We start from the raw sequence: 21299 nt of genomic DNA, 5'->3' as shown, positions 1-21299 counted from the left end.
TTTTTGACTTTCTAGCCGAGAAAAAAATTCTTGAAAAAGAATTCATAAATCAGAATTCAGGAGTCAGATAAAGCTTTCTACATTCGCAAGTTATACAAAATTCATACTGAATTATAACGGCTGACTCCTAAATTCTGTTTTGATAAAATTGAGGCTAAAAACTTAAAGTAAACCAAGCAGGGTGTCCGAATAACTACCAAAGCCAACACCTGATAAAAACAGACCACCGAAACAGTTGAGCGATGAATAGTTTGTTTGGTAATTGGGCCAGCAGCCTGAGAAAGAATTCCCTATTGCTGGTTCTTTCAACACTGCTGCCAACGTTTGGAATTAGCAATTCTGTCTTGGCAGCAGAGCGGATTTATGCATCTTATTCAGCCTTAGAGCTTTCCATTTCAGTCAACACTTTAGAAAACTATGCCAAAACAGGTGTAATTAACGAAGATTTGGCCGCGTATCAGCAATATCTGCCTCTACAACAGCTTCCAGAATTGCGACGGATTTTACTTAATCGCGTGAAAGTTAGTCCGGTAGTACTTTCGCAACTTCTCTACACACCGCAAGGAGAATTTTTGCTGCATCGGTTGGCGCAAGTCATTAAAACCAGTCAACCAGGATTTGGTAATTTGCGTTCGGCGCTAATTTCAGCCTCTGCTGAATCGGGAGGCTTGACACTTTTGAATGTTTTGCGTAAATATCCCAGCAGCAGCATTCGTCTTGATGTTGCAGAGACTTTAGAAATAGCTACGGAATTAGAGAAACTTGTTAACCAAACCCATAGTGCGATCGCAGCAGTTTCCCAAGAGTCTAAAATAGAAGCTGCTACCACTCCACAACCAAATCTCTCGCAATTGCCTGATTTAAAGGTTCCTGGCAAGTTTAAGTCTCAAAAATACACCCTAAAGTTTTTTGACTCAAAGCGCAATCGGCTTTTATTAACTGATGTTTACATTCCCAATGTCCAGAAAACCGCACCCATAATTGTGATTTCTCATGGTTTGGGTTTAGATAGCAGTAACTTTCAATATTTAGCTACGCACCTATCTTCTTATGGATTTGCCGTTGTCGTTCCCAATCATCCTGGTAGTGATGCTAAACAATTACGTTCTCTGTTAAAGGGACACGCCATTGAAGTAGCAGAACCAGGTGAATTTCAAGACCGACCTTTGGATGTCACATATATATTGAATCAATTGGAAAAAGGTAATCAATCTGATTCAAGGTTTAAAGGTCGCTTAAATCTGCAACAAGTCGGAGTATTTGGTCAATCTTTGGGAGGCTACACAGCCTTAGCCTTAGCAGGCGCAAAAATCAACTTTGAGCAGCTAAAACAAGACTGTCAACCAGCAGCACTGCAAAAAACCTGGAATATGTCTTTACTGCTCCAGTGTCGCGCTTTAGAATTGAGCATTAGCAAGTCTGGCAAGAATTATAACCTGCGGGATGAGAGAGTAAAAGCTGCGATCGCAGTTAATCCCATTACTAGTTCTATTTTCGGCAAAGCTGGCTTAAGTCAAATCAAAACTCCAGTGATGATTGTCAGCAGTAGTGATGATACAGTTGCACCAGCTTTATCTGAGCAAATTTTACCTTTCTCCTGGTTTGCGAATTCACAAAAATATCTCGTCATGCTTGTAGGTGGTACTCACTTTTCCACTATTGGTAATGGCAATCCTGCAAATCAACAAGTAGCATTACCTACTGATATGATTGGTGATGCTTCGCAAGCGCGTCGTTACATGAATGTTTTAAGTTTATCTTTCTTCCAAACATACATTGCAGGAAAACCACAATACACCCCTTACCTGAACGCCGCCTACACTCAAAGCATTTCTAGTAAGTCTCTTGGTTTAAGTCTTGTCAAGTCATTGAATACAACCGAATTAGCTCAATTGCTAGATATACAAGGAGCCAAAACCGTAAAAAAAAAGTTCCCAACACCATAGTCAGCTTCGGATTTTGGATGTTGGATATTGGTGTTGCATTGCTGCATGTAATGATTTTTATTTGATTTATACAGACGTAATTAATTACGTCTGTAGAGTTTATTTGCACCTTTATAAAATCAGAGGTTCAATTCTTGCTTGCACTTCTTCAATTAGATCCTCTTCAACTCTCTCTACAAACAAAACTTTTCTAACTTTCCAGTCTAGTGATTTGATCTGATCGGCTAACACTACTCCACTGGTTATCATTCCATATATACTTTAAAGAAATGTGACAATTAATTGCGCTATTGTAAAATTCAGCTTTACATAAGTTGATTTATGAGCCAGCCTAAAAATACTACTACCCAAGCGACTGCTCTGACTAACCACGATCGCAAACCTATTCATATACCTGGCTCTATTCAACCTCATGGTGTACTACTAGCGCTCAGTACTCAGCTAGAGATACTGCAAGTTAGTAACAATACCCGAGCTTATGTAGATAAAGAGCCAAAAGACTTGCTTGGTAAACCATTGAGCTATTTATTAGAAGCTCAACAAGTAGAAGCTGTAAAGCAGTGCTTGGTAAAAAAAATTGGTAGTCCTAATACTTTTAAAGTATCAATAAATACTTTGCATGGAGTACGAGATTTTGATGCGATCGCTCATCGTACAGAAGAGGCTGTGATTCTGGAATTAGAACCGACTGACTCAAAATATGAGGTGAGTTTTTTAGGCTTTCATGCTTTGGCGGGTGAAGCGATCGCAAAAATGCAAATTACATCAAACCTGGTAGAATTTTTGCATTTAGTGGCTGAAGAAGTCCAAAAAATCATCGGTTTCGATCGGGTGATGGTCTATCAATTTGATGAGTCGGGAGCGGGTTCTGTTGTTGCAGAAGTTAAACGGGAAGATTTATCACCTTATTTAGGACTCCATTATCCCGCTACAGATATTCCAGCGCAGGCTAGGGAGTTATACACGCGCTGCTTTCTCCGATTTCTTCCTGATTTGACGGCCGAACCCATTGAACTAATTCCAACACAAAATCCGACAACACATCAGCCTCTTGATTTAAGCTACTCTGTGCTACGGAGTTTTGATTGGTGTTGTGCTGAATATCATCAAAATATGGGAGTGAAGGGTCTTTTAGTAATTTCGCTGATTCAAGATAAAAAGCTTTGGGGATTAATATCCTGTCATCATCAAACGCCAAAGCATATTTCTTATGAAGTACGCAAGATGTGCGAATTTTTGGGGCAAATTGTGTGTTCAGAGTTAGCGCACAAAATTAGTAATTCGGAATGGGACTATAAGGTAAAGCTCAAATCGCTACAGTCTGAGTTTTTAGAGTCTATTTCCCAAGCAGATAATTTTATCGATGCCTTAATAAAACCGGAAATCCGCTTGCTAGATTTTGTCAGTGCCTCTGGAGCGGCGGTTTGTCTGGATAATGAAATTAACCTTGTGGGAGCAACACCAAATATTGATCGGGTGCGGGCGTTAATTGAATGGGCAGATACTCAAGTTAGTGACAACCTGTTTTCTACCGATTCTCTGCCGAAGCTTTATCCAGAAGCACTCATATTTAAAGATACTGCCAGTGGTTTGTTGCTGCTGCGAATTTCTAAAGTCCGGCGTTATTATATTCTTTGGTTTCGCCCTGAAGTTATTCAAACAGTACACTGGGCAGGAAATCCCCAAGAATCCATTCAAGCCGAGGAAGATGGTAGCTATACCCAGTCTCCCCGAAAATCCTTTGAACAATGGCAAGAAACGGTTCGATTAACTTCTTTACCTTGGAAAGGGTGTGAACTTGAAAGTGCGATCGCTCTGAGTAATGCGATCGTGGGTATTGTCCTCTCAAAAGCGGATGAATTAGCTAAAATCAACCTGGAGTTAGAACGCAGCAACCAAGAACTAGCATCCTTTGCCTACGCTGCTTCTCACGATCTCAAAGAACCTTTACGGGGCATTTATAACTTCTCGACGGTGCTGCTAGAAGACTATGCCCAAGTCTTAGATGATGATGGAATTGAGTGCTTGCAAACAGTAGTATCCTTATCAGTACGTATGGAAACTCTGATTAATGCTTTGCTGCGACTCTCGCAGTTAGGACAAGCACATCTCCGAGAACAAGCAACCGATCTCAACGAATTGCTCAACCAAGTAATTGATGTTTTTCGTGCAAGTCGACAAGACTCTGCGCTTGTGGATATTCGCATTCCTCGGCCTTTACCAACAATTCAGTGCGATCGGGTTCTCGTTAATGAAGTCTTCAGTAACCTGCTTGGCAATGCCTTCAAATACAACGATAAAGCAGAGCAATGGGTTGAGATTGGCTACCTTTCTCAAGAAGAGGCAGGGGGGCAGGGAGCAGGGAAAGATGAACTATTGATGATTGACCAATCCCCAATTCCCAATTCCCAATACTTCGACTTCGCTCAGTACAAGTTCCCAATGCCCAATGCCCAATGCCCAATCTTTTATATCCGAGATAACGGTATTGGCATCCCACGGCATCACTTAGAAACTATCTTTAGATTATTTAAACGGCTGCACTCTCAGGAAAAATACGGTGGAGGAGCAGGTGCAGGACTAGCTATTGTTAAGAAGATTGTTGAGCTTCATAACGGCCAAATTTGGGTTGAATCTACCGTAGGCGTTGGCTCTATTTTCTATTTCACGCTGGAATAGTTTAAGATAATAACCAAATATGTATTTTTGTTAAGCTCTTTTAAGACCACGAATGACAAAAAAACTTCATGAACCTCTGCTTGTTGTTGAGGACAGCAATGAAGATTTTCGGATGCTACAACGTCTGATGCGGCTCATGTCCGTCCAGAACCCCATACATCGTTGTACTAATGGGGATGAGGTTTTAGAGTTCCTGTATCAACAGGGGAGCGATGCCCATAGCAAAGGCGAAAACTTACCCAACTCTAAAGTAGCATTACGACCCTCTGTGATCTTGCTCGATCTGAATTTGCCAGGTATTGATGGCCGTGACATTTTAGATCGGCTCAAGCAAGACAAGAGTTTCAAGGAAATCCCCATCGTTGTTTTTACCACATCATCTAACCCCAAGGATATTGAGTTGTGCTACCAAAAGGGCGCAAATGGATATCTGGTAAAGCCGATGGATGCTCAGGAACTAAAAAAGACGATCCAGGCATTTGTGGATTACTGGCTTGAAGCCAATATGCCGCCAGTCTTGGAGGATTAAGTTGTTTATTGCCTGTTGATGAGGCAGTAGGGAAAAAAGGATAATAAAGGAGACGTTTCAGAGGGCACAGAGACATTTTCTTCTTTGAGTCACTGTGTCTGTTTGTCTCTGCTAGATTCCTTTTCCCCATTTTTCTGTTTTTGAGTATTTTGCTGTTTCTTTAGGATTACTAAAGAATTTAGATTTTATTTATACTTATTTTATATTATTTTTAGAATTATGCAATAAAAACCAATCTGGATAAAAGGGATCTACATTCCCGATCCTCATACTTGTATATGTTGGACATAAGGACGCTACTCATCATTGATGATTGTGCAGCAGATCGGAAAATCTATCGCCGATATCTGTTGAAAGATCCGCAGCAGTCCTACCAGATATTTGAGGCAGACTGTGCTGAAGAAGGACTTGCTTTGTGCCAAAAAATCCGATGCGATGCCATTCTGCTGGATTTTTGCCTACCTGATATGAGTGGGATAGAACTGTTCGATCAGATGCAGCAGGAGATATTTAAGACTTCTGTACCTGTGATTATGTTGACAGGGCGGGGTGATGAAGAGGTAGCTGTGCAAGTAATGAAACGGGGTGCGCTGGATTATTTGGTTAAGCATAATCTGACACAGGACATACTGCAATTAGCAGTCCGAAACGCTATTAAGCAATCATGCTTGCAAGCCCAACTTAACAAAACTCAGGAAAGACAGCGCTTAATTGCTACAACTGCTTTACGAATTCGCCAGTCTCTTAACCTAGAGCAAATTTTGAATACAGCTGTCGCAGAAGTACAGCAACTTCTAAATTGCGATCGCGTGATGGTGTATCAGTTCGCCCCAGATACTGACGGTAAAATAGTTGCCTCATCAGTTGAGTCATTCCGCACTGTCGCATTGTGCGATCGCGTCGCGGCTGGGGAAGAAGCAGGGGAGCAGGGAACCGGGAGCAGGGAGCAGAGGAAGGAAAGAGGTAAATTAATTACTCATTCTCCCCCTTGCACCCTGCACCCTGCCCCTCTGCCTCTTGTGCCCAATCCCCAATCCCCAATCCCTTATATTTATGAGCTTGGGTTGTGTAATTGTGTCAGCCTGAAAGAGGAATTTAATACTAATGCCAGTCTAGTAGTTCCCATTAATTTGAGTAACAATGGCAACCCAACTCCCAAGCTTTGGGGTTTGTTGATTGCTCACCAAAATTCTGGAGAACGACATTGGCAAACTGATGATGCCCAAATGCTCAATGAAGTTTCGGTACAATTAGCGATCGCTATCCAACAAGCTGAATTGCTAGCCCAAACTCAAGCAGCCCTTGCTAAAGAAAAGCAACTCAATGTATTTAAATCTCAAATTATTGCAACAGTTTCTCATGAGTATCGAACGCCGTTAACTTCAATTCTGGCTGCTGCATCAACTTTAGCAAAACATAGCCAGCAATTAGATGAGTCTAAACAAAAAAGATTTTTAGGAATTATTGAACAGAAAACAAGGTATATGTCCAAACTTGTGGATAATATGCTTTTGGTTAACCAATTTGAACTAGAAAAACCCAAATTTAAACCAATTCCACTAGATTTGCTGCAATTTTTTTCCGATCTTATAGAACAAGAGCGAGAAACAACAGGCGATCGTCACGAATTAATTTTTCAAATTACTGGGCATACCCAAGGCTTTTGGGGCGATCGGGGACTGTTGCAGCAAATTTTTATTAACTTAATGTCTAATGCAATTAAGTATTCTCCAGATGGAGGAACTGTAGAGTTTCACCTGATCGGTAAAGAATCAGAGGTGATCTTTTACATCCAAGATCATGGAATTGGTATTCCGATTAAAGATCAAGAAAATTTGTTTCAATCCTTCTGTCGCGGAAGTAACGTTGATACAATTCCTGGTACTGGTTTAGGATTGGCGATCGCTAAAGGTTGTGTAGAATTACATGGTGGCGATATCACCTTATTTAGTGAAGTAGGGCAAGGAACTAAAGTTACAGTCAGCTTACCAAAGGTATTCCCAATCGAGCAACTTTACCCATCATCAACTTGATTTGTAGAAGTATATAGTACTTATAGCTTATCTGTATTACTTACAATATTAAAAAGAAATATTGTGATTCTTACTCTTGAATTTCTATGTTGGTAATTAGCCATTCTTCGATTGTTTTACCGCAAGGCTCAGAACTTTGGCAATCACTGACATTTTCTAGCCCATAAGACATCTTTACTTTTTTATTGACGTATTTATCTGGTTCGCAAACCTCAAATGTTGCCCCGATACCTTCATATAATTTACCTTTTTCATCAACAACAGTAACATAGCATTTTAAGTCTACATTCTGCATATCTTTGATAGTACCCAATATCGTTTTATTGTGAGGAATTTCATTAGTTTTATTATTTTTAATAAGTGTTTTTTCATTTGATGTTGGATTACTAGCTTTTTTACCAAATTCGATATCATTTAGCTTTCCTTTCTTTGCAGAATTAGCTAGAGTAGTTGTTGCAGTATTTGCTTGATTAACTTTATTTTCTTGAGAAGTACTATTGTCATCACCGCAACTTGCAATCAGCATTGAAGAAAGAATTAACATAGTAGTAGTGAGAATTGCTTTTTTCATTTAATTTATTGTTTATAAAACCCTATCGATGATTATTTTGGTAAAAGTATTTTATGTGTTGTCACTTAGAAGTGACAATGTGGTATTTACTGTACATACTCGGCGTTATCTGAATTTTGTGTGTATTATTCGGTAAAGTGCTTACAGGAGATATTGAAGGTGGTTAATGTGTATAAATTAATGCTGGATTAAGCTTTAGTTACCAAATATTAATGCTTTGAGCCTTAAATAAGTATTTAATAGAGTTTAGAAGCTGTAAGTATTGATTTTGTGTTATCTCAAGGTTTTCTCAACTTAAACAAACCATTTGACTGGACTTCCCACGACTGTGTAGCGCGGGTGCGAAAATTGTTGCGCCTCAAACGTGTCGGACATGCGGGAACCTTAGATCCAGCCGCCACAGGGGTTTTACCAATTGCCCTTGGTAAAGCCACAAGATTATTGCAATATCTGCCAGAGAACAAAGCTTACAAAGCCACTATTCGCCTGGGTGTGCGTACCACAACCGATGATTTGCAAGGTGAAATCATCACTTCTCAACCTTGCGCTGGATTGAGTTTGGCAGAGGTAAAAACTGCATTAGCACAATTTAAAGGCAAAATTGAGCAAATACCACCTATTTACAGTGCAATCCAAGTGGATGGTAAACGTCTCTACGATTTAGCACGCCAAGGCAAAACGGTAGAAGTTCCAGTGCGAACAGTGGAAGTTTTTCGGATAGATATTTTGGACTGGAGAGAAGGAGATTTCCCGGAATTGGATGTGGCGATCGCTTGCGGTTCTGGTACATATATTAGAGCGATCGCTCGTGACTTGGGTGCAAACTTAGAAACTGGTGGTACTCTTGCGGCTTTAATCCGTACCGAAAGTAGTGGTTTCAATTTAACCGATAGTTTCACCTTGACTGATTTAGAAGCACAACTACAAGCCGGAATATTTCAACCCGTTTGTCCAGATGCAGCCTTACAACATCTGTCATCTGTTACTTTAGCAGCAACATCTGCTCAAAAGTGGTGTCAAGGTCAGCGAATTTCTCTAAGTTTTGATGTTCCTACAATAGTGCGAGTTTATGATGAAGAAACTCGTTTTTTAGGTATTGGGCAATTACAAGATGAAGTGTTGATCCCTCAAATGGTTTTTGAACCAATTTCTTAATATCTTAGTTATTGGTCATTTATCATCTGTCAAGAAGAATAATATAACGAACTACTATGCAAGAAAGGTTAGGACAGATTGAGGCGATTATAGAGCGGACAGCACAAAGGACTGAAGTGATCGCTGTGTTAACTAGACGGGAGAATGGCAAGTAATGAGCGATCGCCATCCTACCCCTGCTGCACGTCTCAATGTTTACATCCAAGGTCAAGGATTCCCCATATTGGGCTTACATGGTCATCCTGGTAGTGGTCGTAGTCTTTCTGTGTTCACCAATCATTTATCAAAACGCTATCAGACTATTGCCCCTGATTTACGCGGATATGGCAAAAGTCGCTGGAATGGCAATTTTGATATGACTGACCATTTAACTGACTTAGAAGCGCTACTAGATCGCTTAAATATTGAAAAATGCCTAGTATTGGGATGGTCACTTGGGGGCATTCTGGCAATGGAACTGGCATTGCGTTTACCAGAGCGCGTTACTGGGCTGATTTTGGTGGCGACAGCCGCAAAACCCCTTGGTAGTCATCCTCCGATAAGTTGGCAGGATAATTTATATACTGGCGTTGCTGGCTTATTAAACTATATAAAACCGAGTTGGCGATGGAATATTGAAACTTTTGGCAAGCGATCGCTTTTCCGCTACTTAGTCCAACAACATACATCCACAACTTACAACTATATCGCCAAAGAAGCAGTACCAGCTTATCTGCAAACCTCTTCTGCTGCTACTCGCGCCCTCTATAGTGCAATTCAATCGGGATACAATCGGGTTCCAGATTTGCCACAAATCCAATGTCCTAGTTTGGTACTTGCTGGCGCTCAAGACCGCCACATCACATCTGATTCCAGTTTACAAACTGCTCAACACCTCCAAAATTCTCAGTGGAAGTGCTATTCAAACACCGCCCATCTTTTCCCGTGGGAAGTCCCCCAGCAGGTGCTGAATGACATTGACCATTGGCTGGAAGAACATCCGCAGGTAATTGGTATTCAATAGTCCCAGAGTTTTTACCTCAGAATCACATAATTCGCAATTAGAACTCGAAATTACGTTAGCGTCTCGTAGAGAAGCCCATTACGAATTACGAATTACGAATTACGAATTACGAATTATCTTGATTTTCGCCTAACTTAAATCTGACCGCCAAAGGCAGGCTGTACTTTGCGGTCAAATCTTTCCCCCAAGTCTTCAGCAATTGTTAAGGTATTAGGTTTGCAACGTTTGACACGCATAGTAATTCCCGTAGCTCCTTCGACTTCTAAATCTTCTATGTATCCAATGCTTGAAAATTTTGCATCAGAAGAAGTCAGAAATGGCCCAAAGTAGTAAGTACACCGGGGATTTTGCGTCACAATCTCTACCCACCAAGCTAGGCCGATGGATTCGAATGTGTTAATCAACACTTCCTTGAGGTTATGCCAAAGGGTTTTCATGTTTTTCGCCGATTTATAAACGTCTACAGGGTGTTAAACGATATGGTGCTTTATTATCTTTTACATTTCTTTATACTCTGTTACTGTTATTTTTTCAAAGAAATTTTTTGTAACTTATCTAAGTACAGCGTATTTTGCGATCGCTGACGATAAATTTCATAAAGCGCCATCCCTGCTGCGACAGAGGCATTCAGGCTAGGAGTCTTACCTTGCAGAGGAATCGATACCAAGAAATCACAGGAACGTTGAGTCAACATACCCAGACCTTCGCCTTCTGAACCGATTACCAAAACGATTGGGCCTTTAAAATTAACAGTATGCACGGGTTCGCTTCCACTTGCAGCAGTACCATAAATCCAAAAGCCAGCTTCTTTTAATTCTTCTAAGGCGCGGCTAAGGTTAACAACTCTAGATACAGCAAAGTTTTCTAAAGCGCCTGCTGCTACTTTCATGACAGTGGAAGTGATCCCAGATGCCCGTCTTTGGGGAATTACCAATCCTTGAGCGCCTATTGCTTCGGCGGTGCGAATAATTGCTCCTAAGTTGTGGGGATCAGTAATTCCGTCAGCCACGACAATAACGGGATCGGTTACAGATTTAGACTGTTCAATGAGATCGGCTAATTCGATATAGCCATAGGGAGCAGTTTGTGCTGCCACACCTTGATGATTCGCCCCATTGGTGAGATAGTCTAAGCGCTTGGGTTCAACCTCATCAATAACGGTGCCATTTTCCTTAGCTTGCAGCAGAAAATGGTGAAAGCTGGGATCGTAGCGCAGACGGGTCGTAATCCAGATGCGGTTAAGATTGCGCTGTTTTTGCAATGCGCTCAATACTGGATGACGACCGTAGATGAGATCGTTATCTTCTTCTATTGGTTGTGTAGATACAGGCGGCTGAGAGAAGCTGCTATTTCGTTGTCGGGAATTGCCAGAAATGGGGTTGCTATCTATTTTCCGGGGATTGCGAATGGGAGCAACAGAAATGGGGTTGCTATCTATTTTCCGGGGATTGCGAGTGGGATTAGCAACAGAGATAGGGTTACTATCTATTTTCCGGGGGTTGCGAGTGGGATTATTAACAACACGCTTACCCTTAATTTTTATAGGTTTACCACGATTGGGCTCGCCAGTAGAAGTGTTAGTGTTGATGATTTTTCTCGGTTTATTCTGCATTTGATTTATGAATATAGCTTATGGTTGAACATACCGATTACCGTAATTTCTGGAACCTAATCTACTGCTGTACCTATCGTTGTGAAATTGAGTTTTCACCCTTTTTCTACATGAAGCATTTGCAACAGTTCGGTTAGACGCTGGTAATCGGTGAGATATAAATAGCCTATTAGGGTTTCTAGACTAGTTGCCTGTTGATAAATTTCGGGATTAAGTCGCTTAGGGCGGCCTGTCGCGGCGTTTCTACCCCGTCGGACAATTTCTAATTCGGTGTCCCTCAGATGAGGAGTTAGCGATCGCAAATGTAGCGCTTGTGTTTCTGCTCTTACCTGCTCCACTACCAGACTATGGTAAATTCCTGACCGCTGCAATGGCAGCAGATAGAACATTCTAACATACAACTCATAAATTGCATCCCCCAAATATGCTAAAGCAGTAGGAGAAATTTGTTGCACTTGTGAGAGGGAAATCTGTTGGAATGGCCCTGTGGTTGCCAAGAGTGCTTCAGTCCAAGATAAACTCTGCTTGGGAGTTTTATCTTGTCCATCTAATAGCTCTTCCTCCTGTGACTTCACAAATAAATCATTCCTTGACGGGCTAGATTAGGAAGGCATTCTTCGCAAAGACTGATTTTTCTGAAGTATGCCATGATAGTATACTTAGCATAATCAATACTATCAAAATTACTTCTTAATTTCATCTTTTTGATTGAGAGTTGGCATTTAAAATCACCCTGATGTCAACGCCTGTAAACCAAATTCCGCCTGCTTCTTGTAGTCTGTGTCTAAGATAGGGTAAAATCTGAACATCAAATATACCCCGTTACTAGATAGCATTGCTATGCTTACTTAGTAAGTGACAATTTTTAACTATACAGTATCAAGTCAAGTTTATCTATAGACAAATCTGCTAAATTTGTATTTTTTACAACTTTTTCAGACTTGGTTATTAATCCGAACGTTATAGTAAGCGATTACACAGCAATCACTTGGTATATATATTTTTTTGGTTGCTCTACTTTAAATATAATAATAGCGCAACTGGCTTTTTGCCTCTCCCACAAGGAGAGAGGTTTTCTGCCAGAAGTTTTAAAAATTAAGCTACCCGATGTTGAATCTGGATAGCTGAATTGGTCTCTTGTTTCAAGCAACCAAGACTACTTGACGTTTTCTAGAGCTTCTTCAACTGATTTTTGCAGGGAGAGAAACTTCTCTAGACGAACAAGCTTGACCGTTTGAGTTACGCGGGCATTCGTGACAATTTGCAAAGTACCCTCAGCAGTTTGAGCCTGCTTGGCTAGCTGCACCAGAGCGCCCAAGCCAGAGCTATCAATAAAGTCGATTTGTGAGAGATCCAAAATAATGTGCTTAGGGCCCTCTTCAATCTTGCTGCCAAGCACTTTGCGAAATGTGGGTTCAGAAAAGGCATCTAACAAACCTGTGAGGCGGAATAGCTGGCAGTTATCCCGGACTTCACGAGTACCCCTCAGGCTAACGGTTAGATTCAGTGGCTCAGCAATAATTCCCTCCTCATGAGTTAAAGTGAACGCTCAAGTATAGATGGTTTTTGAGCAAGTTGTCTACAATCTTTTGGGGCATTGGGTATTGGGCATTGGGCGTTGAAAAACTTTTTCTTAATCCCTAGCTAGTACCCATTCCCTATTTTTACTTCACCTCGGCTGTTGCGGCTTCACGTGCTGCTTGCATGGCTTGAACAAATTGCTCAAACAAGTAATCGGCATCGTGTGGACCAGGGCTGGCTTCTGGGTGATACTGTACAGAGAATACAGGTAGAGATTTGTGACGTACCCCGGCAATGGTGCGATCGTTTAAGTTCAGATGGCTGATTTCCACAACTGCCGTAGGTAAAGAATCTGGGTCAATAGCAAAACTATGGTTTTGGCTGGTAATTTCTACCCGTTGTTGTAAACCCGCAGGCTGATTTAAACCACGATGACCAAATTTTAGTTTATAGGTTTCTGCCCCTAACGCATGACCTAAAATTTGATGCCCCATACAAATACCAAAGATGGGTTTTTGACTTAACAAAAGCGCTTTGGCAGTTGCAATCCCTCCAGTGACGGCAGCCGGGTCGCCCGGCCCATTAGAAAGAAACACACCATCTGGATTGTAATTGAGGATTTCTTCTGGTGGCGTATCAGCAGGCACAACAATTACCCGACAACCGTAACTTACCAAGCGACGCAAAATGTTGCGTTTTACGCCAAAGTCAAGGGCAACAACGGTAAAGGCTTCTCCAAGATTTTCCGCAGCCTCACAGTTGAATTCCCAAGCTGGAATTGTGGGATCTGACCATTCATAAGCCGTTGATGTGGTGACTTCGCGAACCAGATTCAATCCCGCCATGTTGGGAGCCGCCTGTACCTGTTCTAGCAATTCCGCCTCATCGAGAATGGTTGTGGAAATGCCACCGTTCATGGCTCCAAACATCCGAATTTTGCGGGTGAGAGCGCGGGTATCGATGCCGTAGATCCCTGGTACTTGATTTTGTTTGAGGTAGTCTGGTAAGGATTGTGTCGATCGCCAGTTACTTGGTCGTTGACAAATATTTCGGGCGATCGCACCCCGCACCTGGGGTCCGTCTGATTCCTCATCTTCAAGATTGATACCAGTATTGCCTAATTCAGGATAGGTAAAAATGACAATCTGACCGCAGTAACTAGGGTCAGTCAGAACTTCTTGATATCCGGTCATGCCAGTGTTAAACACCACTTCTCCGATCGCGGTTCCCGTCGCACCGAAAGACCAACCGCGATAAGTAGTTCCATCTGCCAAGACAAGTAAAGCAGGTATTGCGTCAGTCAGGGGCATAGTAAATTGGGGAATTGGGAATTGGGAACTTGTACTGAGCGAAGTCGAAGTATTGGGAATTGGGAATTGGGAATTGGGGATTGGGAAAACTCTTCCCCACTTAGTCCCCAGTCTCTAGTCTCCAGTCTCTAATACTGCGATTGTTAATTATCCCATGAGTTGGGCAATTAGGAGTTTTTTGGATAGTTAATTAAAATTAAAAGGGAATTAAAGTAGCGGCAGTGGATTTGGCAAAGCTTGGGCAGTTAAAATTAATTATGCTTCAGTCTTTTTTATCCCGTGCAACCCTAATTTTTGTATCAAGCGCTCTAGCGGTTTTGTGTGTTGCCTGTAGTGAAGACAAACGGAACACTGTGACTGGTGGCAATGAGCAACCCGCGCCAATTGGGGATCTGGCATCAGTACAGCCTGCCGTTGAATCACCAACACCAGCAGTTACCCCAGAAGTACGGCCGCTAGAGCCTTCTGAAAGCGAACCAAATCTTTTTGAACAGGGGCTAGACAAAGCGGTTGGCGCTTGGAGTATCAGCCGTTCTGCTCAATCTTCAGGTGATTGGATTTTGGTGGCGAATCAGTACCAGGATGCGATCGCGTTGATGCAAAGAGTCCGGCGACAAAGCCCAGAATTTGCGATCGCTCAAACCAAAATCACTGAATATCGTCGCCAAATTAAATATGCCCAACAACAAGCTGCTCCTCGCCCTGTGCGCTTTGCCGAACCGAAGAGGATAGTAGTTGTGGTTCCTCAAACAATAATCACACCAAAGTATACTTCGCCTCCACCAGAAACAAAACCGTTATCAATAAAGCCAGCTTTGCCGTCATCAGCAGTAGTGATTCCAGATCAGCAAGTGTTTACAGCCCCAATTAAAAGGCGGCTTGGTGGAACGCCAATTGTCGAAGTCACCTTCAATGGCCAACGACAATTTGAGATGATTGTGGACACAGGAGCCAGTGGCACTGTCATCACCCAAGAGATGGCAAATACCTTGGGAATCGTGACAGTAGGCAAAGCTAAGGCAAACACCGCTAGTTCTAGGGCTGTAGAATTCCCTGTGGGCTATGTTAATTCGATGGCAGTTGGCGGGGTAATAGTAAATAAAGTACCAGTAGCGATCGCAGGTGCGGAACTAGAAACTGGACTTTTAGGACATGACTTTTTTGGCAACTACGATGTCACCATCAAACGTAATGTAGTAGAATTTCGCCCGCAATTGCGATCACCTCCGGTGCGCGGGACGCGATCGCAAATTAATCCCCCAGAAACTCAACTAACTGCTCCAACTTCGTCCAAGCAGCCCCACTTTGTAGAATATCCTTAGCGATTTTAATTCCTTGAGCGTGATCTAGGAGTGCGATCGTACCTGCTACTTGCAGCGCCAACGACGCATTTAAGGCAACTGCATCCTGTTGTGCCTGAGTTCCCTTACCTTGGAGTACCGCCTTGAGAATCGCCGCATTCTCTTGGACATCCCCACCCCGAAGCATACCTATGGGAGCAGGTGTTAGATCCAAATCGAGGGGATTAATGGTAGTTACCTGTACTTCTCCGTTTGATAAAACTGCCAAGTCAGTTTCATCTCCTAACCCAGCCTCATCAAGTTTTTCTCGTCCATGTAAAACGATCGCCTTTTCCTTGCCTAAATTGTTTAATGCTTGGGCAACAGTCGCCAAAAGTTTGGGAGTAAATAGCCCTACAACTTGCCCAGTTGGACGCAAAGGATTTACTAATGGCCCCAGTAAATTAAACACCGTTCTTACCCTGAGAGTCCGCCGCAATTGGGCAACCGCTTTCAGTGCTGGATGCCAACCAGGTGCAAACAAGAAAGTGATCCCCACCTCTTGTAGTGCGGCTTGCACCTTGTTACTGGATGCGCTCAAGTTTACACCCAAGGCTTCCAAAACATCTGCGCTCCCCGTGAGACTTGAAGCTGAACGATTGCCGTGTTTAGCTACTGATACGCCAGATGCAGCAGCAACAAATGCAACTGCTGTGGAAATATTAAAGGTTGATGACCCATCTCCACCAGTGCCACAGGTATCAATTAGGGGGATTGGGGATTGGGTAGATTTTTGCCCAGTCCCCAGTCCCCAGTCCCCAGTCCCTAGTTTTGATTGAGATTGTAATACTTCAGCCATACCAGTCAATTCGTCGGCAGAAATGCCTTTAAAGTTCAGCGCTGTTAAAATTGCTCCTGATAACTCTGGGGGAACCGCTTCACTGAGCCAACCTTGCATCAATTCAGTAGCTTGAGTACGAGACAAGGATTGGCCATCTATTAATTGTTGCAGTAATATATACCAGCTAACAGACGATTCTTGAGCAGGGATTGGAAAAGTTGTCATAGCTCAGGTTTTTGGTTTTGTAGGGTGTAGCTAGGTTGAATGGTATGGGAGCTATCCTACCGGAAAATTGGTCGCTATTAAAGTTAGGTTGAAATATCAAGGCTCAACTGCCAAGCTGGATTAAGAAGCTTCTGATTTTTTGCTTTTTTATCCAAATAAAGTTTAACTTCGTAGTTAGTAATGAATAATTCTTTTCCTTTGGCTGCACCACTCTGCTTATAGTTATTCATACCATATTGCAATTCCCACGCCGAGATATTAGCCCATTGAAAATTTTCTCGAATGTGCAGTGAGTCATCGTAGGTAATTAGCCAGCGATGATCACATTGTTGCAAAAGTTCAGCAAATCTCTTATCCTCAAAAGATGTATGCAAGTCACCATCTTTACCATATAGCTTTGATTTTTTAGCGCTAAAATATGGTGGATCTAAAAATAAAAATACATCTTCTCCTTCTGGGTTTAATAGGTGACTGTAATCAAGATTAGTAATTTGGACATTTTCTGATAGAATATTTTCTAACTTTTCTAGCCGTTCTATTGAAGAATCAGTAAATCTTTTATGGAAAGCTTGTTCAGAAAAACCGCCTGATTCTACAGTTCCCGAAAAAGTAATTCTGTTGAGTACAAAAAAGCGAACTGCTCTTTCTAAATCAGCTAAATTATTGACATCTACACTAGTTAAATCTCTAAATAGTAATTTGCCATCTGTATATTTGATTTTTATATTTCGAATTTCTTTAACTAACTGAGCTATATCAGATTGAGCAAACTTCCAAAACAAAAAAAGTTCGCGGTTTAAATCGTTAATCCAAATCTTGATATGAGGAAACTTTTGTCTTAAATAAATAAATACAGAACCACCGCCTACAAAAGGCTCTCGAAATTCCGAAAAGCTCTCTGGCAAATATTCAACTATTTGATTTATTGCTTTTGACTTACCACCAGGATAACGGAGAGGGCTTTTGATCATAACCAATATTATAATGTTTAAAAATTACTGGATACTTCTATTTTAAGTTTATGATTGTTTTGAGCTTCTAAAGCCAATTTTTTTATAATTGCTTTTTGATTTGTATTAAAAATTTTAATATTAACTTCTAAAAAGTATTCTAGGTCTTCTAGAGATGCATCTGGAAAAACAATAGAACCAACAACGTTGTTGCCCGTAAGCTTTAATTTGGTAACAAATAACACTGGCTCATTGTTCAATATTAAAGAATCTAAATTAGAAAATAAAATTAGCTTGAATAAACCATCTTGAATATCAGGGAGTTTTGGCAAGGATGCTTTTGAAGTATTTTTTGACTCTTGTATAATATACGTGTTGTTCTCGAATATTATCTCATCAGGAGTCAAATAGTAAATTCCGCCAAGATAGTTTTCAATACTAAAAGTTGCTTTTAATCCATCCACTAAATATTCTAGCTTATGAGAAGTTAGCGCCTCTCTCTTACTAGCACTCTGAGAACCTTTAAGAGAAATATTCTTAAATTCCTCAAACTCTTCTCTGATTTTATGTAAATATTTATCTGATCCTTCTCGTGAGTGAATTATTACTCCAGTTTGATGAAAAATAGAATCATAAGAATCTAGAGCTTTTTCAAAAGTTTGTGTAAATCTTTCTTCAAATAGATTCTTGTTCCAATGTAGTGCGCTTTGTCGATATGCTAATATTTCATTAATTTGAAATTTAACAAAATCATTAGCAAATTTTTGATTACTCAATTTATTCTTATTAACCTGCCCCTTCTTAGTACTTTTTTTTGCTGTTTCGTAATAAGCAAGTACTATATAGATATTAAGCAAATTCATCCAAGAAATTGTAGAGTATTGAATTTTATCTATATCTCCATCTTTGCCCTCATCTTTAATTACCGGGATAATAGTTATAACTTTTGAGGAATTATATGTATTATAAATTCTGGCAAATGGATAACTTCTGGTTCTCTTAGGTGATACCCATTTTGAATAAGCAATTTCAGTTTTAGGTGACTTGATTAATCCATAACCCTTTTCTTTATTGACATCAAATACATCTAAATTAATTCTACTTAAATTATCATCCAAGTAAGTTTTATAGGTCACTCCTTTGATAAATCCTGTAAAGTGGAGAACTTCAGCCATATATTCAAATTTTTATTAATATTTCTCTTTGCCATAGTTTAGTTCAGTATTGGCTATTAAAGCATAGAAATAACCAAGCAAGAGTTAATTTCCTCCTGAATGGTTACAATTTTCTGAAGTAAGCTACCAAGGCTCATTTTATGCCCCGTTCTGCACCCTATCAACCTTTGTTGTTGCGAATTCTTCACGGCGCGAGTGGAATTTTAGTTATAGCGGCAATTATTACCGGATTTTTGGTTTACAACACATACGATCGCCGATTTGGTAAAATACCATTTCCTCAAATTGGGGATATTCAAGGGATTCACGGCACTTTTGCATTATTCTTCTTGATTATTCTGCCTGCTTTTGCCCTTTATAGCTTTCATGCTGGACAAAAGCGCCTGCTTCAATCTGATTCTTTGCAGCAACTAACCCAGGTTGGCAAGCCAATTTGGTGGGTTAGCTTGCAACGTCTGATAAATACTCTCATGCTCATCGCCGCTATTTTGGCTGTGAACTCTGGCAGGATGATGAAGGAAGAATGGCTTCCAGCAGGGCAGATACATCATATTTGGTACTCCCTTCACCTTAGTGCCTGGGTTGTCATGGTTGGCTGTGTGGCGATTCATGTTTTGATGTCTACCAAGGTGGGTGGTGCGCCGTTGTTACTCTCAATGTTTTCGTGGAAGTTTCGCCCAGAAGATAGCCCTGATAAATGGTCTAGTCGTTTCCGTACTTGGTTGACTACCTTACAAACTAACTTTGGTGCGGGAATGAATAATTTTATACAAAACAATTCTTACCTCAGAATTATTGAGGTGATTGTGTTGGGTGGAATTCTGACAGCGTTTGTCTTACCTATATTTTTTCCCGGTAGTGAGTCATAGGTAATTGGCTGTTGGGGCGTAGCTTGCCATCGTAGGCGATCGCAACCAACACATTACGCATCCGTAATATATACTACTGAATTTTATATCGAGTTTATGTTGCATTTCCGTAAAAATCTGTTACATTACTTTACAGGCAGTTATAACTGTTACAACATAAAAGCTCAGAGTATTATTTATGGCAGACGTTAAGAAGACTACGGGTTCGGTTCCAGAAGATCCTAACGCTTTGCGCTGGGGCTTCACTCCTCAGAGCGAAAACTGGAACGGTCGTTTTGCAATGATTGGTTTTTTATCTGCTGTTGCGCTTGAAGTGTTTTCTGGTCAAGGGATTTTACACTTCTGGGGCATTTTATAGATTTAAACGTTTTTATAGCTTCATTAGATGATCGGGCAAGGCAGCGATTCGTAAAATCGTCTGCCTTTCCTTTATGAGAAAATTCTCTTACCGTGATGAGCGAAATATTACACGACCTGGAGATTCTTCTTGATTAATTCGCGCATATACTCGAAGACAAGTTAAGACTTCGCCAGGAATACCACCACAGTCTAGTTGTAAATCATCCTTGGATGAAGCACAGATATCTGCATAAAGCCCCGATAATTGGCGAATTCGCACTTCATTACCTGCATTAATAGCTTCATCAGCGACTTTCTTCAGGATGCGCCGTGATTCATGTTGTAGCTTTCCCCACCAGGAATAGCGTTCAGCCGGTGGTACAAATACTAGGGAATGTATTGCTTCGTCCATGTCAATCCAAGCACGGAGAATTGACAGGGGATCGGTGTTTTTTTCTGCTTTTTGGGTGCGTTGGAAGCGATCGCTTAAAGCATCAATATATTGATCGCGCTGTTCTGCTTTGGAGTGTAAAGAAATGACATCGAAGCTAAAAACGCTCTTTAAAGCATGATGTAAATCTGGGTCTATTTCAATAAAATTCATATATAAAAATAGGAATGCTGCTGGTAAATCCGATACATTACCTTGGGGAATTTTAGAAGTTGAGAGTGCCTGCTGATACAAGGTCAATCCCTGAGTTTGAACAGTACCACTAAGGCCAGGGTAGATAATTTCGTCGCGGATAAAGGGAAGTTGATAGAGGTTAGAATTATCTGCGATCGCACCAACTTCTTGGGCTAAATCTAAAGTGCGCGATCGCCAAGTTGCAGCCAAATCTTCTGGTACTCGCAGCAGCTTGCGTTGAATCTCATTCCACAAATCAGAGTCCGTTGTGCTTTGCAGTTGGGAATTACCCAGATAATAATTAAGTTCTGAGTCAGAATCGAAAGCTTCCCGCAGGTGACTTAGTTTTAGCTCATCTGGCGCATCTTCCCAACCAGTAGTTTGCTGTGGGGGTGCAGGTTGCAACAGGTTATGAAGTTCTTGCAGCACCTCATCGCATATTCTAGATCCTGGATCTAGTGGTAATTCTGTGCGAGCCTGATTTAAAGTAGCCTCTAGTCCATACAAACTAAACCGCAGTAACTGGGCTAACTGTGAGTTTTCTATCTCTAATAATTGACGCAAGTGCTGCATAAATCTCACCTCCAAATATTACTTGTATGTGATTCGTAGTGAATTAAACTTGCGTTCCTCTGC

The 21299-nt window shown here is 41.1% G+C and carries 20 protein-coding genes; 9 read left to right on the top strand and 11 right to left on the bottom strand.

What is annotated here, in order from left to right:
* Nucleotides 1-242 precede the first annotated feature (242 nt).
* Nucleotides 243-1946, top strand: a complete 1704-nt coding sequence (locus GNF10_RS02870; RefSeq protein ID WP_185580659.1) for an alpha/beta hydrolase — start codon at nt 243-245, stop codon at nt 1944-1946.
* A gap of 111 nt (nt 1947-2057) precedes the next feature.
* Here GNF10_RS02870 and GNF10_RS02865 read toward each other — a convergent pair whose 3' ends face one another.
* Nucleotides 2058-2195, bottom strand: coding sequence for a hypothetical protein (locus GNF10_RS02865; RefSeq protein WP_311774097.1), 138 nt, complete (start codon nt 2193-2195; stop codon nt 2058-2060).
* A gap of 72 nt (nt 2196-2267) precedes the next feature.
* Here GNF10_RS02865 and GNF10_RS02860 point away from each other — a divergent pair, with 72 nt between their 5' ends.
* From GNF10_RS02860 to GNF10_RS02850, 3 genes are all read left to right on the top strand, one after another.
* Nucleotides 2268-4625: an ATP-binding protein gene (locus tag GNF10_RS02860; RefSeq protein WP_185580658.1), complete on the top strand. Its 2358-nt coding sequence runs from the start codon at nt 2268-2270 to the stop codon at nt 4623-4625.
* A gap of 52 nt (nt 4626-4677) precedes the next feature.
* The gene (locus tag GNF10_RS02855; RefSeq protein ID WP_185580657.1) at nt 4678-5154 is read left to right on the top strand and encodes a response regulator; all 477 of its coding nucleotides are present in this window, start codon (nt 4678-4680) and stop codon (nt 5152-5154) included.
* Between the two features lie 278 nt (nt 5155-5432).
* Nucleotides 5433-7187 (top strand): ATP-binding protein, encoded by a 1755-nt coding sequence (locus tag GNF10_RS02850; protein WP_185580656.1) that lies wholly within the window; start codon nt 5433-5435, stop codon nt 7185-7187.
* Between the two features lie 70 nt (nt 7188-7257).
* Here GNF10_RS02850 and GNF10_RS02845 read toward each other — a convergent pair whose 3' ends face one another.
* Nucleotides 7258-7758, bottom strand: a complete 501-nt coding sequence (locus GNF10_RS02845; protein ID WP_185607112.1) for a hypothetical protein — start codon at nt 7756-7758, stop codon at nt 7258-7260.
* Between the two features lie 270 nt (nt 7759-8028).
* Here GNF10_RS02845 and truB point away from each other — a divergent pair, with 270 nt between their 5' ends.
* Together truB and GNF10_RS02835 are read left to right on the top strand one after the other, a co-directional pair.
* A complete protein-coding gene (gene truB / locus GNF10_RS02840; protein ID WP_185580679.1) occupies nt 8029-8913 on the top strand; it encodes a tRNA pseudouridine(55) synthase TruB in 885 nt (294 codons plus the stop codon).
* Nucleotides 8914-9067: 154 nt separating this feature from the next.
* Nucleotides 9068-9916, top strand: coding sequence for an alpha/beta fold hydrolase (locus GNF10_RS02835; protein ID WP_185580680.1), 849 nt, complete (start codon nt 9068-9070; stop codon nt 9914-9916).
* Nucleotides 9917-10050: 134 nt separating this feature from the next.
* Here the strand turns inward: GNF10_RS02835 and GNF10_RS02830 are convergent, their stop codons facing one another.
* The 5 genes from GNF10_RS02830 to carA all read right to left on the bottom strand — a co-directional run bounded on the left by GNF10_RS02830 (nt 10051) and on the right by carA (nt 14359).
* Nucleotides 10051-10353, bottom strand: a complete 303-nt coding sequence (locus GNF10_RS02830) for a DUF1816 domain-containing protein (RefSeq protein ID WP_185580681.1) — start codon at nt 10351-10353, stop codon at nt 10051-10053.
* Between the two features lie 86 nt (nt 10354-10439).
* A complete protein-coding gene (gene rlmB, locus GNF10_RS02825; protein ID WP_185580682.1) occupies nt 10440-11528 on the bottom strand; it encodes a 23S rRNA (guanosine(2251)-2'-O)-methyltransferase RlmB in 1089 nt (362 codons plus the stop codon).
* A 95-nt stretch (nt 11529-11623) separates the two neighbouring features.
* Entirely contained in the window at nt 11624-12103 is a 480-nt protein-coding gene (locus GNF10_RS02820) for a ribonuclease III domain-containing protein (RefSeq protein ID WP_185580683.1), read from the bottom strand.
* Between the two features lie 581 nt (nt 12104-12684).
* Nucleotides 12685-13050, bottom strand: a complete 366-nt coding sequence (locus GNF10_RS02815) for an STAS domain-containing protein (protein WP_083782327.1) — start codon at nt 13048-13050, stop codon at nt 12685-12687.
* A gap of 142 nt (nt 13051-13192) precedes the next feature.
* The gene (gene carA / locus GNF10_RS02810) at nt 13193-14359 is read right to left on the bottom strand and encodes a glutamine-hydrolyzing carbamoyl-phosphate synthase small subunit (RefSeq protein ID WP_185580684.1); all 1167 of its coding nucleotides are present in this window, start codon (nt 14357-14359) and stop codon (nt 13193-13195) included.
* 257 nt (nt 14360-14616) lie between these two features.
* Here carA and GNF10_RS02805 point away from each other — a divergent pair, with 257 nt between their 5' ends.
* Nucleotides 14617-15681, top strand: a complete 1065-nt coding sequence (locus GNF10_RS02805; protein ID WP_185580685.1) for a TIGR02281 family clan AA aspartic protease — start codon at nt 14617-14619, stop codon at nt 15679-15681.
* Here the strand turns inward: GNF10_RS02805 and trpD are convergent.
* The 3 genes from trpD to GNF10_RS02790 form a co-directional block, all read right to left on the bottom strand.
* Complete coding sequence (gene trpD, locus GNF10_RS02800; protein WP_185580686.1) at nt 15611-16705, bottom strand: anthranilate phosphoribosyltransferase; 1095 nt, start codon at nt 16703-16705, stop codon at nt 15611-15613. The two genes, GNF10_RS02805 and trpD, sit on opposite strands and share 71 nt — an antisense overlap.
* Nucleotides 16706-16788: 83 nt before the next feature.
* Complete coding sequence (locus tag GNF10_RS02795; protein WP_185580687.1) at nt 16789-17676, bottom strand: DNA adenine methylase; 888 nt, start codon at nt 17674-17676, stop codon at nt 16789-16791.
* A 17-nt stretch (nt 17677-17693) separates the two neighbouring features.
* Nucleotides 17694-18830 carry a hypothetical protein gene (locus tag GNF10_RS02790; protein ID WP_185607111.1) on the bottom strand — a complete coding sequence of 379 codons (1137 nt, stop codon included), beginning with the start codon at nt 18828-18830 and terminating at the stop codon, nt 17694-17696.
* Nucleotides 18831-18970: 140 nt separating this feature from the next.
* On the opposite strand from GNF10_RS02790, the gene GNF10_RS02785 reads away from it, so the two are divergent.
* Nucleotides 18971-19699, top strand: a complete 729-nt coding sequence (locus GNF10_RS02785) for a cytochrome b/b6 domain-containing protein (protein ID WP_185580467.1) — start codon at nt 18971-18973, stop codon at nt 19697-19699.
* Between the two features lie 178 nt (nt 19700-19877).
* Nucleotides 19878-20057 carry a high light inducible protein gene (locus tag GNF10_RS02780; protein WP_012407945.1) on the top strand — a complete coding sequence of 60 codons (180 nt, stop codon included), beginning with the start codon at nt 19878-19880 and terminating at the stop codon, nt 20055-20057.
* Nucleotides 20058-20144: 87 nt separating this feature from the next.
* Here the strand turns inward: GNF10_RS02780 and GNF10_RS02775 are convergent, their stop codons facing one another.
* Nucleotides 20145-21236 carry a hypothetical protein gene (locus GNF10_RS02775; protein ID WP_185580466.1) on the bottom strand — a complete coding sequence of 364 codons (1092 nt, stop codon included), beginning with the start codon at nt 21234-21236 and terminating at the stop codon, nt 20145-20147.
* Nucleotides 21237-21299 lie beyond the last annotated feature (63 nt).

This window comes from Nostoc sp. UCD121 (assembly GCF_014222285.1).
GTDB lineage: Bacteria > Cyanobacteriota > Cyanobacteriia > Cyanobacteriales > Nostocaceae > Nostoc.
This window is presented reverse-complemented; position numbering and strand designations above follow the sequence as displayed.

Bases quoted from the DNA above. Each gene is read 5' to 3' on its own strand.
- GNF10_RS02775 (WP_185580466.1), bottom strand. From the start codon at position 21,236: ATGCAGCACTTGCGTCAATTATTAGAGATAGAAAACTCACAGTTAGCC.
- GNF10_RS02830 (WP_185580681.1), bottom strand. From the start codon at position 10,353: ATGAAAACCCTTTGGCATAACCTCAAGGAAGTGTTGATTAACACATTC.
- rlmB (WP_185580682.1), bottom strand. From the start codon at position 11,528: ATGCAGAATAAACCGAGAAAAATCATCAACACTAACACTTCTACTGGC.
- GNF10_RS02850 (WP_185580656.1), top strand. From the start codon at position 5,433: ATGTTGGACATAAGGACGCTACTCATCATTGATGATTGTGCAGCAGAT.
- GNF10_RS02835 (WP_185580680.1), top strand. From the start codon at position 9,068: ATGAGCGATCGCCATCCTACCCCTGCTGCACGTCTCAATGTTTACATC.
- GNF10_RS02795 (WP_185580687.1), bottom strand. From the start codon at position 17,676: ATGATCAAAAGCCCTCTCCGTTATCCTGGTGGTAAGTCAAAAGCAATA.
- GNF10_RS02790 (WP_185607111.1), bottom strand. From the start codon at position 18,830: ATGGCTGAAGTTCTCCACTTTACAGGATTTATCAAAGGAGTGACCTAT.
- GNF10_RS02855 (WP_185580657.1), top strand. From the start codon at position 4,678: ATGACAAAAAAACTTCATGAACCTCTGCTTGTTGTTGAGGACAGCAAT.
- GNF10_RS02870 (WP_185580659.1), top strand. From the start codon at position 243: ATGAATAGTTTGTTTGGTAATTGGGCCAGCAGCCTGAGAAAGAATTCC.
- trpD (WP_185580686.1), bottom strand. From the start codon at position 16,705: ATGACAACTTTTCCAATCCCTGCTCAAGAATCGTCTGTTAGCTGGTAT.
- GNF10_RS02865 (WP_311774097.1), bottom strand. From the start codon at position 2,195: ATGATAACCAGTGGAGTAGTGTTAGCCGATCAGATCAAATCACTAGAC.
- GNF10_RS02860 (WP_185580658.1), top strand. From the start codon at position 2,268: ATGAGCCAGCCTAAAAATACTACTACCCAAGCGACTGCTCTGACTAAC.
- GNF10_RS02805 (WP_185580685.1), top strand. From the start codon at position 14,617: ATGCTTCAGTCTTTTTTATCCCGTGCAACCCTAATTTTTGTATCAAGC.
- GNF10_RS02780 (WP_012407945.1), top strand. From the start codon at position 19,878: ATGGCAGACGTTAAGAAGACTACGGGTTCGGTTCCAGAAGATCCTAAC.
- GNF10_RS02785 (WP_185580467.1), top strand. From the start codon at position 18,971: ATGCCCCGTTCTGCACCCTATCAACCTTTGTTGTTGCGAATTCTTCAC.
- carA (WP_185580684.1), bottom strand. From the start codon at position 14,359: ATGCCCCTGACTGACGCAATACCTGCTTTACTTGTCTTGGCAGATGGA.
- GNF10_RS02845 (WP_185607112.1), bottom strand. From the start codon at position 7,758: ATGAAAAAAGCAATTCTCACTACTACTATGTTAATTCTTTCTTCAATG.